Below are 15,852 nucleotides of genomic sequence, written 5' to 3'. Positions count from 1 at the left end.
TGGCCGCCGAACTCCCCGCGATCAGGCTCGATAAGGACACGTGGGTGACGCAGCTCGGCGGGGATGTGTGGGATGACGACTTCCGCGTCCGTGTCGAGCGGTTGCTTTGGGATCTTGCGCAGGAACTGCTCAGTCGGGGTCAGAGCGTCATCTTGGAGTGGGGCCACTGGGCACGGGTCGAGCGGGATGAGAAGCGTCTCGGCGCGCGCGCCCTCGGAGTCGAAGTGGACCTGCACTACCTCTCTGCGCCCCTTGATGAGCTGGTTCGGCGAGCTGAACGGCGCACCGCATCAGGCGAGTGGACCGCAGCACCGATGACGCGGGAGCACTTCGAGGCGTGGGCGACGATCTTCCAACCTCCTGACGAGGAGGAGATGCAGTTGTTCGACGATCCGGCTGCCTGAAGGCGGCCACTCGCCGAGTCCCGTCTGGGAGCCCGCCGCGCGCGAAGTGCCGATCGAGCGCGGGTCATCCGGCATTCTGTCGGGATCACTGATTCCCACCCCGACGACGATCGAGCACGCTGAGCCTGGAGGAGTCAATCGACGCCGCCCTCCTTGAAGCAGTCCTCCTACAGCCATAGCTGGTCGACCCCAGGCTCCTCCGCCGCCCCCGCGGTGGAGCGCAGCCGCTCCGGCGGGAACCAGGGCGGGAAGATCATGCCGACCCGAGGAGTCATCGTCCGGTCCGTTCGTCCGGTGAACGGACCCATCGTCGCATGACCGTCCTGGCCTGCTCCGGATGCACGTCTGGCTCGGCGCGCAACCGTGCGGTCGATGCCTGCTCAGTAAGGGATGCGATCGGCGTTGGCCGACCAGGCACCGAACGGCTCTCGCACCCGCGGGTGGTCCAGCCGGAACACCCGCATCCCGGCGATGGTAGGTGGCAGCGCGGAAGGTGAGCCCAGCGCGGCGTGGAACACCTCGTCGTCGAAACCGACGGCGGCGGCATCTCGACGCGAGGCAAGGAACACCACCGCCTCGACTCGCGCCCAGAGACATGCGGCGAGGCACATCGGGCAGGGCTCGCAGCTGGCGATCAGGACGGTGCCGTCCAGCGCCGCGGCGGCCGCGCGCAGCGTGGCGATCTCGGAATGCGCCGTCGGGTCCGGAGTCGCTGTGACCCGGTTCGTCGCCAGGGCCACGAGACGGCCCGTCTCGATCTCGATGACTGCTGCCGCGAACGGGCCACCGTCCGTCTCGGCCAACTGTCGATGAGGCCCTCGCAGTGCGTCGTGAGCGGATGGACGAGGTGCAGCAGACCATCGCTGCCGTGACGTCCGAGGAGCTCGAACGCGTCTGCATCCCCCCGGCAACGCCAGGCCACCCGAACGACCCCCACACGGTTCTGGAGTGCCTCCAGGTGATCCTCAACGAGGAGTAGGAGCACAACCGATATGCCATCCGTGACCTCAAGTCGCTCGAGACCAGGTCACCTTGACACTCGCGTGGCGCGGAACGGCACCTACCGAAGGTCAGCGGCCACACGTCCGGCCAACTGACCTGTGGATCACGTTGCGCCGCGAAGCTTGCCGTTCTTGGACACTGCTGGGTCCGTGCAGGCGGACAGGTCGAAGCAGCACGGCCGCCGCTTGCCGCTGTCCATCTTGGAGATGCTCACGTCGACTCGCCGCTGGCGCGTTACCGGGTTTGCGGTCGCGTTGACCCAGCGCACCCACTCCCAACGCGCCATCGGCGTGATGCCGTGCCACAGGTCTCGGATCTGCTGAGGCGCTGTCGCCAGGGCGGTTGCCAGGTCTGATGGCACGTCCGGCTCCGGCCAGTCTCGAGTTGCCCCGAGTTCGAGGTTGACGACGTCGCCGGCGCCTATGTCAGCGACGTCCTGTAGTTCTTGTGGAACCTTCATCCAGTGGCCCGCTTGGCCGTCTGGCTCCAGCACCGTCAGGAATTCATGGCCATTGACCGTTCCCTGGACGGCCACCTGCCCGCGCGAGGGCAAGCGCCCGCTCGCCTGTTTCGGCAACCGCACGATGGTCGATGAATCGATGCGGTCCAGCCTGGCCGCGAACCGAATCGCCGTCCCGGTCCTCTGACTCACACGAGGCATGCTTCCACGACCTTCCACGACGGCTGGTACCCGTTGGCATCCTCGACCTGTCCCCGGATGGTTCCTCGGGACTCGACCGTCGCCAACCGATCGGAACCGCCACTCCGGATCTGGGACTAATTCGATCCTGGGACAGTCGGTTCCCCTACGACAAGGGCCGCCGACTCCTACCGAATGGAGGAATGTTCCAGCGACAGGGCGAGCTTGGGACAGAGCCGTACTACCTCCAGGGCCTGTTCTCGAAGGGCGGCGGGCAGGTCGCCGTCACGGATCATCGGGAAGCCCCAGTCGTCGAGGGCGATGACCTCCGGAAGAAGCTCGGCGCAGAGCCCTCGTCCATCGCAAGCGATCGGGTCGACGCGAAGCTGGGCGAGGGCTGTCATCGCCATCGCCTGGCTTGAGGTGGGACGGGGAGCATTGATGTGGCGCCGGTGCCGCAGCACTGGCCCAGGGCGTGTTGGTCAATCTCAACGCCGAAGCATTCCACCGCGCTGCGAACCATCCGCACCAGGCCATCGGGGTGCCGGCACGCTCCTCTCCCGTCGACTTGGCCTAGCCAGCGGAGAAGCTTGCCGGGGTCGTCCGTGCGGCCTCCGGCGAGCGCCTCCATCTGGCCGGCGATCGAATTCAGTCCGAACAGGCAAGGACCGCACTGCCCAGCCGATTGGGAGGCGAGGTAGCGCGTCACGTGAGCTGTCTCGGTTAGCCCGCAGCTGTCATCGGACAACGCGGCGACGAGCCCGGCCCCGGGGCCGGCGCCGAGTGTGCCTAGGCCCGCTGCGGAGAACGGAAGCGCCCCCGCGGAGTCCCAGTTCACCCACGTTCCGAAGTAGCCGCCTACTAGGAGTGCCGACAGTGGCGCTGACGGACCGCCGGCCAGGCCAAGTATCTGCGAGACGGGCGTGCCGATCTCGATCTCGTATACGCCCGGCCGTCGGAGCGCACCCGTGAGCGTGACGAGCATCGACCCTGGCTCTGCCGGGGTTCCGACGGAGCGAAACCAGGATGCCCCGTGTCGAGCGATCAGTGCGATGTGCGCCAAAGTCTCCACGTTCTGCACGAGAGTCGGCCTTCCTTCCAGGCCGTGCTCGGAGACATGCGGCGGCGTCTTGGTGGGCTTGGCGACGCCGCGTTCGACCCAATGCACAACAGCGCTGGCTTCGCCGGCGACGAACTGATCAGCCGCCGTCATGACCCGAATCCGAACCTTGTCGATGCCCGCGCGCCTTCGCTCCGCCGCAGCGTTGTCAACGATCTCACGAACTGCGTGATGGACCACGACCACAGCGCGGCTTGCGCCGATCATCTCGGCGGCAAGGACTGCTCCGTCCAGAACCAGATGTGGCTGCCGGGCCAGCAGGACCTTGTCCTTAGCGCTGGCGGGCTCGCCTTCCGTGCCGTTGGCGATGACGACCGGACGACGGTGTCCCGACGCTACTGCTGCCAACTTCCTCGCGGTTGGGAAGCTCGCGCCGCCACGTCCGGTGAGTCCGGCCCTGCCCACGACGCCGATCAACTCTTCCCGACGTCGTTGGTCCCGGCCGCAGGAGGGTACAAGGCCATGCCTGGCGACGTGCTCGTCGAGGCTAGCCGGCTCGGCCGCGAACGTGGCGGGGAGCAGCCTGGGCAGGTGGTCGACCGGCCCGTCGGGGCGGCTCGGCCTGAGCAGGCTGTCGGCATCATGTGTCATCGGGCGTTCGCCCCCTGACCGGCGTCCTGGGCCGCCACCCCGAGCGGCAGGCCGCTCGCGCTGCCTGACGTTGCCGGGCGGGTGCGGACCCCGCCGAGCAACCGTGCCAGGACGGCGGTCGCCAGCATTATGGCGGATCCCCATTCGACCACAGCCACCCACCAGACTCCGAGATCAGTACCTGCTCGCAGGGAGTGGATGAACGCCACGGGCCAGGCCAGGTAGGCGAGCCAGTGCACCGCGCGCCAGGCACGGAAGCCAAGGCGCTCGCGAACCAGGCTGGTGAGCAGCACCGCCGCGCCCAGGTCGACGGCGAGTGTGCCCATGCCAATCGCGAACGGCCGATATGGCGACACGAACGGCAGGACGACGGCCGCCCAGCCGATCGAGACGAAGGGGTCCAGGATTGCGGTGGCGACGTGCAGACCCAACAGAGCAACCGCGAACAGCGAGAGCGTCCGATGCAGCTCCGCGACGGCGAAGCGCGGCCAGCGAGCCGGCACCGATCCGGTGCGGGTCGCGATGCCGAGCACCACAACGACGCTGAAGAGCGCTAGCAGGATCAGGCCGCTGCCGCGGGATAGGAACCACAAGGACTGCACGCCCGTTTGCACTGTCATGGCGGTCATGACCGACTCCAGACTTGGTGTTGGTACGAACCGGTCTCGAAGAGACCTCTGCACGATGCCGGGAGGGTTCCGCCATTCGTCGCAGGCCACCCGCCAGTGAGCCGCACCGTGCCGTCGTGGGCGACGAGCCGGGCAGTCAGCCCTTCGGCAACCAGCCACGCCTCTGCCTGCTCACCGGCGACGATCGCCGCGGTCGATGCAGCGTTGGCTGCTGCGCAGGTGGCTGCCGCGACGCTGGCCGTGCGCCACGGCCCGTTGGCCGGAAGGCCGGTTCGCGGATCCACGATGTGGTGCATCTGCTGACCGTTCCGCTGCCACCGCCGGCAGGTGGTTGACGAGCTGGCCAGCGCCCCGACGGCGAGCCTGACCAGCTGCGCCGCTGTTAGGGACATGCCGCTAGTCGTGTCTGCGTCGGCGACCCAGACCGGCCAGCCGTCCATTGGCGCCTCGCCGACGACGGCGATGTCGCCGCCGAGGCTGACCAGCACGCCGCCGGTCCCGGCGGCCGCGAACGCCGCCGCTGCGGCTCGGTCGGCTCCGAGGCCCTTGGCGGTCGCGCCGAGATCAAGCGTGATCCCGTCGGGCAGGCGCAGGGCTGCCCCGTCGAGCCTGACCATCTGCCAACCCGGCACCGGGGTGGCAGCGACGGGAGCCACTGAGGCCTGGCCAGTGCCGATCTCGACGAAGTCACGGTCGTAGCCGAGCGACACCAAGGCAGCCCCCACCGTCGGGTCCACCAGGCCCCCAGTCCAGCGTGCGGCGGCCAGCGCAACCCGGATCGCCTCGGCGAGCCCTTCACTGACCCGGTGGACCACGCCGCCGGCGCTGTGGATCCGGGAAATCTCGGAGTCGGCCCGGAAGCGGCTCACTTGCCGGTCCAACCGCGCGAGTTCGGAATCGACGATGGTGAGTAGACGGGGCAGGTTGCGCGGTGGCCACACAGCGACCCGGGCACCGGTACCCAGCGCGTCCCTTTCGGCCACACCGATGGCACCTGACCCGATGTCGATGCGCCGCCAGGCGGCCGGAATTGGCGTGGGCACGCCGAGCTCAGCGCGGGCCATCAGTCGTCCCGCCAGGGACTTGCGGTGCCACCGCCACCGCCGGTCGAGCCCAAGGTTCCGCAGGTCACCCCCGAGCCGGAGGCTCCGGCGGCCACTGCCGACCCGGAAGCTCCGACGGTTACTCCCGAGCCGCCTGAGGTGGCAACCGCGTTCGACAGCGTCGGCCTCTGCGACGTGCCGATCGAGGGCCCCGGGCACGTGTGGACCGTCGTCGTAATCACGCGTGCGGCCGGCGCAGGGAGGGTAGTGTGCGCGAAGTAGCCGCTGGTGGCCGCCACACCGACGATCAGCACCGCCGCAGTCCAGTTCGACATGCGGCGCAACCGGCGCATCCCGTCCTCACGAGCGATCACCGCCCGCTGGACGAACGAGGAATCATCAAACCGCGGCATCTGCTCGCGTCTTAGCCCGGCCTCACGCTTGGCGTCCATCTGCCTGTTCCTTCCGCGGGTGCTGCCACCGGAGTGGTCCGGCGAATCCACGGTGCGCCCGCGAGGATGGAGCGATCGTGAGAGACCGATGTGACGCCTCACATCTTCTTCTTAGTCTCTTCACATCTGACTCCTGCGTAGCCTCGTGCCATGCGTGTGCTCGTGGTCGAGGACGAGGCCCGGATGGCCCGACTGCTCAAGCGCGGGCTGGAGGAGGAAGGCCACGCGGTCGACGTCGCCTCCGATGGCGCCGACGGGCTGTGGATGGCCACGGAGAATCCGTACGCGGCGATCGTCCTGGATGTCATGCTTCCGGGGCTGGACGGATTCGCGCTGTGTCGCAAGTTACGCACCGAGGGCATCTGGACCCCGGTGCTGATGTTGACCGCACGGGATGAGGTCGGCGACCGGGTTCGCGGCCTGGACGCCGGAGCGGACGACTACCTGGTCAAGCCGTTCAGCCTCCTGGAGCTCGCGGCGAGGCTGCGCGCGCTTGCCCGCCGGGACGACCGCGCCCGTCCCACGGTCTTGAGCGAGGGCGACCTCAAGCTGGACCCCGCCACGAGACGGGCATGGCGCGGTGACACCGAGCTACAGCTGTCACCTAAAGAGTTCGCCCTGTTGGAGCTGTTTCTCCGGCACAGCGGTGTTGTCCTCACCCGGTCGCAGATCATCGACGCCGCCTGGGATTTCGCCTACGAGGGTACGTCGAACGTTGTCGACCAGTACGTGACCTACCTACGGCGCAAGGTCGACCTGCCGTTCGGGCGTCACGACATCGAGACCGTCCGGGGGATGGGCTACCGGCTCCGCCAGGTGGAACAGGCGTAGACAGTGTCGATCCGCCTGCGCGTCGCGGTGATCTTCAGTGTTGCCCTGGCGACCGCGTTCGGCCTCGGGGGCTGGCTGTTCGTCGCCAAGCTCTCCTCCGCTCTGATGCGTACGATCGACACTCAGCTCGCCGCCCAGCTCGCTCAGGCCGACCGTTACCTCACACCGGGAAGCCAAGGGGCGACTTCGCCGCCGGTCGGGCCGAGCAATCCCTCGCCGGGCGAATACGTCGTCCAGCTGATTGACGCCACCGGCAACGTTCGCGGGGCCAGCAAGGACGCCGGGACCGTCCCGTTGCTCACCCCCACCGTGTTGCTTCAGGCGCGATCCGGCCAGCTCGCAGTGACCCAGATGGTCGATGAGGAACGGGCGCGCGTTGTCGCCGCGCCCGTTCCAGGGCACCCCGGCTGGGTCGCCGTCGCCGGCGTCTCCCTCGAATCGTTCGACCGCACCATGGGCAATGTCCGGTGGGAACTTCTTCTCGGGGGCGCTGTCTTCGTGCTGGTCGCCGGTCTCGGGGCCTATGGGCTGGCCCGCCTAGCTCTTGCCCCTGTCGAGCGGCTGCGGCGCGAGACTGCCGCGTTGTCCGAGCGGGACCCGGCGCCGCACCTGCGGGTACCGGGGACTCACGACGAGATCGCTGCGCTGGCCGGAACCATGAACGACCTGCTGAGCCGTCTGCAGCGTGCGCTTGCTCGGCAGCGTGCCTTCGTCGCGGACGCCAGTCACGAGCTTCGCACTCCGTTCGCGGTGCTGCGTGCGGAGCTTGAGCTTGCCAGCCGGCCGGGCAGAAGCCGGGCCGAGCTCACCGCGGCGGTGTCCAGTGCCGCCGACGAGGCTGCTCGGCTGACACGCATCACGGACGACCTTCTGCTCCTGGCCAGGAGTGACGAGGCAACGCTCACCCCGCGCCTCGCGCCGACCGATATCGGACTCCTCCTCGCCCGCTGCGCCGAACTCGCCAGCGCCCGTGCCGCCGACGCGGGTGTTGAGTGCCGGGTCGAGGCACGTGCTGGCCTCAAAGCGTTCGTCGACCCCGACCGTATGCGGCAGGCAGTCGACAACCTCCTGGACAACGCACTGCGTTTTGCCGCCGTGGGAACGCAGGTCGTGGTCTCGGCTCACGCGGTCGGCTCAGACCTGATCGTTGAGGTCTGCGACTCCGGGCCCGGGTTCCCGCCCGAGTTCCTGCCCCACGCTTTCGAGCGCTTCCGGCGACCCGACAGCGTACGCGCGAGGTCCGAGGGAGGAGCCGGCCTCGGACTGGCCATCGTGCAGGCAATCTCGGTGGCCCACGGTGGCCGGGCGATCGCTCGCAACCAGCCGGAAGGAGGCGCCGCGGTCCGGTTGGAGCTACCGGTCATGAACGGTAGCGCCGGCACTGCGCACACGAATGTGCCCGGGGTCGGCTGACTCCCGGTGGCCATCCCTGTAAGCACTCGGGAGCGGGCAGGGATCGAACCTTCGACCCCGCACACGCCGATGAGGGGTGACCGACCGGCCTGCTGTGCCAGCCTGCGATCACGCCGCGTGCTGGAGCGGCGAGCCGCTCGTTGCGGGGTCTCCCGATGCGGTCGTGCTCTACCCACGGGCAGTCTTCGGCCGACCATATCTGGGCTGCCGGACGGCGGCGCGTTGCTGTTGGCGGTCGACTTCGTTGAGGATCGGGTGGTCATCGCGGGAAGTGCGACTCTGTGGGCACCCCCTCGCCATAGGGCCCTCAACGATCTCCGACCGCGAGGTAGAGCACGCTGCCGGCTGCGTTGATCGCGAGTCCGGTGACCGAGTGGTTCTCCTCCGAGCGGGGCAGCCCGCGGACGATGTCGAACTTGGTCCACGCGGTGCCGGTCCACGTCAGCTTCGAGACGATGCCGGAGTTGGTGTCCACGTTCAGGTCGCCCCTGGGTCCGCCGCTGTAACGCGGGTCGCTCGAGGACACGTACACGATCGGTTGAGCTGCTGTCCCGAGCACGAGCATCCCGGTCCCTTGGCGCACACCCAGCGTGTTGTTGACCGCACCGGTGGTGTTGTCGTGGTTGGGGATGTTCCTGATCTGCAGGACGGTCTCGGTGGACGTCTCGCTGTACGCGTTCTTCGCGTTGCGGGTCACCGTGTAGATGTTGATCGTGCCGTCCTGCTGAAGCACGTTAAGGCGTCCGTCCGGCCCGAACTGCAGTGTGGTCGGCCGCGTCGAGATCACCGGCGAGCTTGCTCTTGCTGAACGAGATCGGCGCCGGCGCCTTCGGGGCCGCCACAGCGTTCGTCAGCTGCCCCCAGTGGCGGCAGACCCCTCAGGATGATCGGTGGACTCGGACACCCTTCGGGCGCTTGGGCTGAGGCCCTGACCGCGTCCGCCGATGGCCGGCGCGAACTCGCGCGGGCCGACGCGATGCCGACCGTGGACGGGTCGTCCAGCCGTTCGAGCAGGCAGCCGGTGAGGTTCGTCGCGCTTCGGAGCAGTGGTTCATGGCCTCATCGGCCCTTTCGCCTCTAGTTGAGTGGCGACCTGAGCGGCACAGTGTGGATGCTGACCCAAGAGGAAGACGGCTGATCATGGCCAGACACGATGGGACCCCAACCAAGTCCGAGTCTTGGTGGACCGGTCTCGGTGTCTCGATTGGTGCAGGGATCGGGTTGATCGTTGGGCTCCTCGGCTGGGGGACGGCGGCATCGCGCTTGGTCTCAGCATCGGTGCGGGGATCGGTATCGCGATCGGCGCGAGTCTCGACGCAACCGAGCGTCGTCGGCATGCAGGCCACGAGCGGGGCCGGGAACGTTGAACGGACTGGCTCTACGCGCCGCTCCGACGTGCCGCTAGTGTCGCGTGTTTGAAGTTGTCTTGCGGTGGGCCTTGGCGATGATGTCGTCGGCGTTCTTGGTCCAGACGAAGGGCGCGCATCGGTCGTTCCAGCCGTCGATGAACGTCTCGATCGCGGTGATCAATTCTTTGACTGAGGTGAAGGTGCCTCGGCGGATCGCCTGGCGGGTGATGATCCCGAAGAGGATCTCCACGAGTTCCGCGAGTTCTTCCCCAACCGCGCTTCCAACTCCGCGACCCGAGCAGCCAACGCGGCGATCAGCGCATCGCGCTGCGCGAGCGCCACATCCCGCTCCGCGAGCAGCACCAGCAGCTGCTTCAACGATGGAGCCTCAGGAATCGGAGAACACGACGGATCGACCACGAAAAGCACCTACCTGCGGGGGAAGTCGCAGAACGGACAGGTGAAGCGTCCCGCACCTCGCCCGTGCGACCAACAGATGGCGGACGAGAAAGCCGCTACAGGGCGGCCGACCGAGGAGAAGCCGCTCCTGCTGGATGCCGGGTTGGAACACCAGCCTTAGCGGCTACCGCTGCGAGCGCCCTTGGGGATCGCGCCCAGGTCACGGGCCGCCTGCGAGTTGCAGACGCCTGCCACCGTGCCGGGTACCACCGCACGCCATCCTGTGCTGTGCGGCCACCGGACTGACGATCCAGGGACTGAGTCCTCACGCGGTCTCCCCTAACGTCGCCTCAGCCGTCCAATGGATTACCCGAACGTGACCACAGCCCGCCCTGGGACCCGGGAACTCACGAATCGACGGCTGGTCCCGCTGAACCCCGAGCGCCTCATCGAACGCTCGATTCCTGTCCTCCAACGAGTCGAACACCTGGTCCATCAGCAGGGCCAGCCGGTTTGCACGGGGGCGGAACCGGCTCTCACCTGTACTCCGGCGGACCGTCATGCGGTTCACGGTGAGCGTCAGCCACGTGGATCACCTGCAGGCGCGCCGAAGCTAGGGCCGTCTGCGGATCGTTCCCCCCGTGGGTCTCTGGCCGCCTCGTCCGTCCACGGGGCGCGCAGCAGGCCGTAGACCCTGATGGTTGTCTTCTGGCAGAACGCCAGGTCGAAGATGTGGTCAGTAGTCCAGGCCGCAGTACAGATACAAGTACTGGACCTCGCCGCTGGACGGGAAGTCATTGGTCGACCCAGCCGGACGGTGCTGGTTCTGGTAGTCCGACCAAGCGCCGACCTCTTCCAGGAGCCTCAAGCAGTCCGAGTCGCTCGGCTCGTAGGAGTCCGCCGGGGCAACAGGTTTGGGTGGTCCGCCCAGCGCAAAGCCATCAGCATCTCGACGGATGGGTTCAGGCGTCGTGGCGGTCTTGGTGGCGAGGGGCCTCGAAGAGACCGTGGAAGGCGTCGGTTCGTGCGTCGGGACCAATGATGTCGTTGAAGACGCGGATGAGGATGACACGGTCGCCTCCGGTGTATCCGTTCCAACGGATGAAAATCCTGCCCCCGCTACCACGTTTACGCAGGTCATGGCCCTGATGCTGTGTCGGCAGAATGTCGGCAAGCCTGCCGACACGGGACACCGCCGATAGCGGGGTGACCCCGGTTCGCCCGGCGCTGGTGGACGTGCGGACACACGGGTGGACGTCAAAGCCGTGCTCGCGGTGCACCACGCCGTTTGACTTCTGGGTGGAATCCCAGAGGTCACACAGCCTGGCTTTGACAGTAGGAGCATCACTGCGGCGCGCTGCCGATGGCGGTCTCAAGCGGCTGTCGCACCGAGGGCCCCGTTGAGGGCCTCGCGTGGAGCCTTCCATCCCAGGGTCTGACGGGGCCGGGTGTTCATCCGGAGGGCGACCTCGTCGCAGCCGGCCTGGGTGAGTTGACGCATGTCGTGCCCTTGGGCCGGTGCTGGCGGACATCCCGTTGGTGTTCTCGTTGCTGCCGCGCTGCCAGGGTGAGTGCGGGTCTCCGAAGAAGATGTCGATGTCCGCCTCGATGGCGATGAGGGCGTGCTCGGCCATCTCCTTACCCTGGTCCCAGGTCAACGTCCGGCGCAGCGCATCGGGCAGCGAAGCGATCATCGGGGTCAGGGCTCGGGCATGGTCGGGATCCTTCCAGCGGCGGCCTTCGTCGCCACAGGTCAGGGTCAACGAAACCCTCAGCAGCCCCGTCACCTGTAGGACGCAGAAGACGGTGCGCTAGGCGGCGAGTGGTTTGACCGTCACCGTCGGCCCCCAGCGGGCCGCGCAGGCACGCGCGTACTGCCCGGCGAAGGCGTGGAGCAGGACGAAGCGCGGGATGGCTGGCACGTTGCCTACCACGACCTTGTAGCCGGCGGGGTCGATGCTGTCGATCAGCCAGTGACCTTCGTGACCGAGCTCGCTCTTGGACTTCGTCTTGATGTAGTGCTCCTGGTTGAAGTTCTCCCATTGGGCGTGCGTGAGGGTCCGGGAGACGATCGGCATCATCTCGGCTTCCTCGCGGTGCAGGTGCGGGTCCAGGACCGCGCGCAGCGAGGCCAGTGCCTCGATCAGGCCGTCGCGGGCCGGCGCGGCTGGGTCGCCGGCGTAGCGGCGGGTGGCGATGCGCAGCCCCTCGATCTCGGGCGCGATCTGGGAGTGGTCGTGCTCCATCTGGTCGAGGAGGTCAGCAGCCGAGGGGTCCAGCGACCGGATCAGAGGCCATAGGCCGACGTCTTCGCCTTCGTGGTGGCCGTGCAGGAAGTCCATCATCCAGGTCAGGTGGGCGGCGAGAGCCACACGCTGCGCATCACTCGGTGGGTGTTCGGCGCTCAAAGCCGTCGTGGTCCGCGTCAAGTCACGACGCAGGGCCGAGTGGACGATGCCCATCATGCGGGTGTCCGCCGGTGCGTTCGGATCGGTCTTCATCGCAGTCCCTCTATCGGTTAGGAACTCGGAACCTCTCGTTCCAATACCTCTGCTACCCACGCGCGGTACTGCTTCAGGCTCCACCCCGACTCCTCGACGAGGAGGAGGTACACCTCGATGCTGAGCAGCGCCCATAGGCTGTCGCGCTCACGTCGGGTCGGCTTGCGACCCATCACGGCCGCCGCACCGGCGGCGATGTCGACCCGGATCCGCTCGCGGGCGGCTCGGAGCATCTCCGCGATCACCGCGTCGGTCGGGGCCGCCTCACGGAGCACCTTGGCGAATCCCGAAGTCCGGTGGTTCACCTCGGTCAGCAGCATGGCGGCGGCCGCGATCCGGTCGGCGCGAGAACCCTGCGCGAGAGCCGCGAACTCGGGACGCTCGGCCAACGCGACGGGGGCGTCGTCACCGACCACCGCGACGTCCATCGCCCGCTGGAGCAGTCCGGTCTTCGACGAGAAGTGCGCATACACCGTCTCGGTGGCCACCCCCGCCTCCCGTGCGACGTCACGCATGCCGGTCGCAGCCCACCCGTTCGCGGTGAACAGCCGGGTCGCCGCAGCGACGACCGCAGCTCGCGTCCGCTCGGCCTGCTGCGCCCGGTGGGGCGAGCGGTAGCGCCGCGGGGTGGCACTGGTCGGCTTGCCTGACGCTGGTGGCACAAACGCGAACCTAGTACGGATCTGGATTCACTACAAGTCTGTTCTATCAATGGGACATTCACGGCAGAGGACGCGTCACAGGCGCCGGTCAACCGCTGGTCAACATCGTCGACACGGTCAATTCCTGGTTCTCCTCACCTTTCCGTGGGTAGTTGGATGGTGAGTCCGCTGCGCCCAGCGGGCACGCCGGCGCCCCAGGTGATCGTGGACATGGCTCATCGCAGAGTCAGTCCTCGGACCGGGCCGTTTGCCATTGCACGCTTCCCGACGACCGACGTTTCGGCGCCGCCTTCAGCGTGGCCCCGACGGGGAGGTCAAGATGTCACGCCGAAGGTGGGAGCCGCTACCGATCGAGGAAGAAGTGCGAGCTCTGCTCGGTGATCTGTGCCTGCAGGATTCCCTCACCCAGCCGGTACGCCGCGCTGGGTGACAAGAACACGCGCGCTCCGTAGCGGGCGACAACCGTGTCCCCCGCCGCCGGAGCCTCCACAAGATCCATCGACAGACTCAGGTTGGTCGGGTCGACGACCATCCGAAGACCCGCTTGCTCCCGGAGCGCGGCGTCTTGCCTCAAGGCACGGATCAAGGTTGCGGCTTCTTCGGTGATCGTCAGCATGTTGCTCCCGCGATGGCCCCGACAAGAGGGCCTGATTGGGTCGGCGTGGTGGATGGCGCGGCAGACACTCAGGCTGGCGCAGCGACCCCGTCCCACAGTGGACCTCACCGCCCGCGATAGCAAACCGGCGTCCTGCTCAGCGTGGGCGACCCATCGGCGGTCAGCGGCTGGCGGGAAATGCGGCGTTGATCCGCTTGGTCGAGCCCGACGAGGTCTCCCCACGCGCACCCATCCTGGTGATGATGGGCAAGTTCGGGGGGCCGGCCGGCCATTGCCTCACCGGGCGGGGACCGGACAGGAGGTGGGGACGATGCGCCGCGGAAGGCCCGTCCCCGGTGGGGCGGGCCTTCTGTCATTCCGTCGAGGCGTTCATGGCCTCCGCGTCGATGCAAGTTGCGGGGCATCCAGACGTTCCCGACACGGACCTGAAAGGGCTTTCCGACCCTCCCGATTACCGCACTTTCATTCTACTCCCGGCCGGCCTGGCGAGCGCATCGTTCGGTCACCTGGGTCCGCGGGGTCCGGCCGGTGAACGGATGACCACTTACACCCTCGATCGGACCGACCCACCGGTAGATCCGGCTCAGGCCGGATCCGGGTTGCGCGTTGAGGCATACCCCTCACGCACGCGAACAGGCATGTAGGAGCCGGCCTCGCGGAGTGAACACAACGTCTCGGCAGCTCACGCCCCCGGGATCTGGTAGGAGCCGGACTCGGGCCGCCAGCCAGCCGGCGGATCTTCGCCGACCCGGCCGTCGACGGCCTCGCGGAGCAGATCGGCGTGCCCGGTGTGACGGCCGTACTCCTCGACGAGGTCGAAGACCAGCCTGCGCAGACTCGCATGGCGGCCGGCGTCATCATTGGCATCAACGATCTGGTCCAGGCCGCCGTCGGCCACTGCGCTCCTGTAGCTCGTGCGGGCCCGGGCAACGGCGTCGTCGTACAGCGCGTACAGCTCCTCAGCGGAGTCGTCGGCGGCGGACGTGAAGTCCCAACCCGGGTTGACCTCCCAATCGACGGTCTCCCACGGCGCGCCGGGTGACTGGCCCGCGAGCTTGACTCGCGAGTAGAAGGCTTCGACGAAGGCCAGGTGCTTGAGCAACGACCCGATCGTCAAGGTGGAGGCGCCGATGGTGGCACCCAGCCCCTGGTCGTCGAGGCCATCGGCCTTCCAGCGAAACGTGGTGCGGAGCCGGTCCAGCGCACCGAAGAGGTGTTCCGTCTCGCCACCGGCCAGCGGCGGTTCCCAGGGAAAGTCGTTCGACGACATGGCGTCACCTTAGAACCGCCGACGCCCTTGCCCACCACAGCGAGCATCCCCGCTCGCTGCCACGCCGCCAACAGCAGCGGGCAACCTCATTGGCAACACCGTCCCCCACGAACCCAGGCCGAATCACCCCGCCCTGCACGGCACCTACGCGCCAAGGGCCCTCGCGACCTCGTCGAGGGCGGGCATGATGAAGTGATGGAAGCAGATCACGGCGTGTACCGCACGCGCGAGCTGTCGCCGGATACCTGGGATGACTTCGCTCGTCTGGTCGAGGCGAACAATGGCGTCTGGGGTGGGTGTTGGTGCATGGGCTCAGTCGAGAAACGCTACGAGTAGGAGAAGAACTCCTGGGGGATGGCGCTTCCTCGGATTAGTCGCTCCAGCTCGTAGGACCGCTCGCCGGTCCAGTGTTCAGCCAGGACTTGGAGAACGTCAGCGTCGGGATTCGCCTCAAGCAGCGCGAGTAGCTGAGGGAAGTGTCCGGCTTTGACGGTGATCCAGTACTCGTATTCGCCGTCGGGCGAGACGATCGCGGTGCCTGGTCCCAGGTCGTGCCCGGCGAGGACCAAGTTGCCCTCAGCGTTGAGCGAAGCGTCCAGGTAGCTGCGATTCGGACCCTTCTCGTCGGCGCGCAGCGCGATGTCAGTCATTGGCCCCTCCCTTGGATCGAGCCTAGTGGTCTGTCGGTGGAATAGTGCGGTAGTATGGCTCATGCCGATCAAGATTGCGCCGGCGTTGCCGGTGAGCGATGAGCAGCGGGCCGAGCTGAGGCGGTTGGCGGCCTCGACCGTGCTGGCGCATCGGGTGGTGGTGCAGGCGAGGGCGTTGCTGCTGGCCGCGGACGGGGTCGCGAACGAGGAGATCGCCCGCCGGTTCGAGGTGGACTCCGACACGGTGCGGCGGTGGCGTTCCCGGTTCGCGGATGCGGGC

At 67.7% G+C, this 15,852-nt stretch carries 20 protein-coding genes and 2 pseudogenes; 6 read left to right on the top strand and 16 right to left on the bottom strand.

Annotation, left to right across the window (positions count from 1 at the left end; genetic code table 11):
* The coding region (locus tag VIM19_18720; protein HEY5186880.1) for an ATP-binding protein at positions 1–404 on the top strand (404 nt) is incomplete at its 5' end.
* Between the two features lie 380 nt (positions 405–784).
* Here VIM19_18720 and VIM19_18715 read toward each other — a convergent pair.
* A complete protein-coding gene (locus VIM19_18715; GenBank protein HEY5186879.1) occupies positions 785–1,207 on the bottom strand; it encodes a nucleoside deaminase in 423 nt (140 codons plus the stop codon).
* A 20-nt stretch (positions 1,208–1,227) separates the two neighbouring features.
* Here VIM19_18715 and VIM19_18710 point away from each other — a divergent pair, with 20 nt between their 5' ends.
* Entirely contained in the window at positions 1,228–1,383 is a 156-nt protein-coding gene (locus VIM19_18710; GenBank protein ID HEY5186878.1) for a hypothetical protein, read from the top strand.
* Between the two features lie 126 nt (positions 1,384–1,509).
* On the opposite strand, the gene VIM19_18705 is transcribed toward VIM19_18710, so the two are convergent.
* The 6 genes from VIM19_18705 to VIM19_18680 form a co-directional block, all read right to left on the bottom strand.
* A complete protein-coding gene (locus VIM19_18705; GenBank protein ID HEY5186877.1) occupies positions 1,510–2,058 on the bottom strand; it encodes a YdeI/OmpD-associated family protein in 549 nt (182 codons plus the stop codon).
* A gap of 176 nt (positions 2,059–2,234) precedes the next feature.
* Positions 2,235–2,450, bottom strand: a complete 216-nt coding sequence (locus VIM19_18700; protein HEY5186876.1) for a ferredoxin — start codon at positions 2,448–2,450, stop codon at positions 2,235–2,237.
* Complete coding sequence (locus VIM19_18695; protein ID HEY5186875.1) at positions 2,447–3,757, bottom strand: NADH-ubiquinone oxidoreductase-F iron-sulfur binding region domain-containing protein; 1,311 nt, start codon at positions 3,755–3,757, stop codon at positions 2,447–2,449. The genes VIM19_18700 and VIM19_18695 overlap by 4 nt, the downstream gene beginning before the upstream one ends.
* Positions 3,754–4,377 (bottom strand): ferric reductase-like transmembrane domain-containing protein, encoded by a 624-nt coding sequence (locus VIM19_18690; protein HEY5186874.1) that lies wholly within the window; start codon positions 4,375–4,377, stop codon positions 3,754–3,756. The genes VIM19_18695 and VIM19_18690 overlap by 4 nt, the downstream gene beginning before the upstream one ends.
* Positions 4,378–4,382: 5 nt before the next feature.
* Entirely contained in the window at positions 4,383–5,450 is a 1,068-nt protein-coding gene (locus tag VIM19_18685) for an FAD:protein FMN transferase (protein HEY5186873.1), read from the bottom strand.
* Positions 5,450–5,881 (bottom strand): hypothetical protein, encoded by a 432-nt coding sequence (locus VIM19_18680; protein ID HEY5186872.1) that lies wholly within the window; start codon positions 5,879–5,881, stop codon positions 5,450–5,452. Before VIM19_18680 ends, VIM19_18685 begins: the two co-directional genes overlap by 1 nt.
* 150 nt (positions 5,882–6,031) lie before the next feature.
* Between VIM19_18680 and VIM19_18675 the strand changes: the two genes are divergently transcribed.
* Both VIM19_18675 and VIM19_18670 read left to right on the top strand, forming a co-directional pair.
* Complete coding sequence (locus tag VIM19_18675; protein ID HEY5186871.1) at positions 6,032–6,712, top strand: response regulator transcription factor; 681 nt, start codon at positions 6,032–6,034, stop codon at positions 6,710–6,712.
* 3 nt (positions 6,713–6,715) lie between these two features.
* The gene (locus tag VIM19_18670; GenBank protein ID HEY5186870.1) at positions 6,716–8,125 is read left to right on the top strand and encodes an ATP-binding protein; all 1,410 of its coding nucleotides are present in this window, start codon (positions 6,716–6,718) and stop codon (positions 8,123–8,125) included.
* A gap of 307 nt (positions 8,126–8,432) precedes the next feature.
* Here VIM19_18670 and VIM19_18665 read toward each other — a convergent pair whose 3' ends face one another.
* The 8 genes and pseudogenes from VIM19_18665 to VIM19_18630 all read right to left on the bottom strand — a co-directional run bounded on the left by VIM19_18665 (position 8,433) and on the right by VIM19_18630 (position 14,922).
* Positions 8,433–8,912 carry a hypothetical protein gene (locus tag VIM19_18665; GenBank protein ID HEY5186869.1) on the bottom strand — a complete coding sequence of 160 codons (480 nt, stop codon included), beginning with the start codon at positions 8,910–8,912 and terminating at the stop codon, positions 8,433–8,435.
* A gap of 614 nt (positions 8,913–9,526) precedes the next feature.
* Positions 9,527–9,727, bottom strand: a pseudogene (locus VIM19_18660) (IS630 family transposase).
* On the bottom strand, positions 9,652–9,816 hold the full coding sequence (locus tag VIM19_18655; protein ID HEY5186868.1) for a DUF6444 domain-containing protein: 165 nt from the start codon (positions 9,814–9,816) through the stop codon (positions 9,652–9,654). Before VIM19_18655 ends, VIM19_18660 begins: the two are co-directional and overlap by 76 nt.
* A 1,019-nt stretch (positions 9,817–10,835) precedes the next feature.
* Positions 10,836–11,660, bottom strand: coding sequence for a hypothetical protein (locus tag VIM19_18650; GenBank protein ID HEY5186867.1), 825 nt, complete (start codon positions 11,658–11,660; stop codon positions 10,836–10,838).
* Between the two features lie 24 nt (positions 11,661–11,684).
* Positions 11,685–12,374, bottom strand: a complete 690-nt coding sequence (locus VIM19_18645) for a hemerythrin domain-containing protein (protein HEY5186866.1) — start codon at positions 12,372–12,374, stop codon at positions 11,685–11,687.
* 17 nt (positions 12,375–12,391) lie between these two features.
* Entirely contained in the window at positions 12,392–13,036 is a 645-nt protein-coding gene (locus VIM19_18640; protein HEY5186865.1) for a helix-turn-helix domain-containing protein, read from the bottom strand.
* 343 nt (positions 13,037–13,379) lie between these two features.
* Positions 13,380–13,652 carry an adhesin gene (locus VIM19_18635; GenBank protein ID HEY5186864.1) on the bottom strand — a complete coding sequence of 91 codons (273 nt, stop codon included), beginning with the start codon at positions 13,650–13,652 and terminating at the stop codon, positions 13,380–13,382.
* A gap of 682 nt (positions 13,653–14,334) precedes the next feature.
* Positions 14,335–14,922 (bottom strand): DUF664 domain-containing protein, encoded by a 588-nt coding sequence (locus VIM19_18630; GenBank protein HEY5186863.1) that lies wholly within the window; start codon positions 14,920–14,922, stop codon positions 14,335–14,337.
* 195 nt (positions 14,923–15,117) lie between these two features.
* On the opposite strand from VIM19_18630, the pseudogene VIM19_18625 reads away from it, so the two are divergent.
* A pseudogene (locus VIM19_18625) lies at positions 15,118–15,234 on the top strand (GNAT family N-acetyltransferase).
* Positions 15,235–15,248: 14 nt separating this feature from the next.
* Here the strand turns inward: VIM19_18625 and VIM19_18620 are convergent.
* A complete protein-coding gene (locus VIM19_18620; GenBank protein HEY5186862.1) occupies positions 15,249–15,572 on the bottom strand; it encodes a hypothetical protein in 324 nt (107 codons plus the stop codon).
* 61 nt (positions 15,573–15,633) lie between these two features.
* Here VIM19_18620 and VIM19_18615 point away from each other — a divergent pair.
* The coding region (locus tag VIM19_18615; protein ID HEY5186861.1) for a helix-turn-helix domain-containing protein at positions 15,634–15,852 on the top strand (219 nt) is incomplete at its 3' end.

Source organism: Actinomycetes bacterium, from assembly GCA_036510875.1.
GTDB lineage: Bacteria > Actinomycetota > Actinomycetes > Prado026 > Prado026 > DATCDE01.
This window is presented reverse-complemented; position numbering and strand designations above follow the sequence as displayed.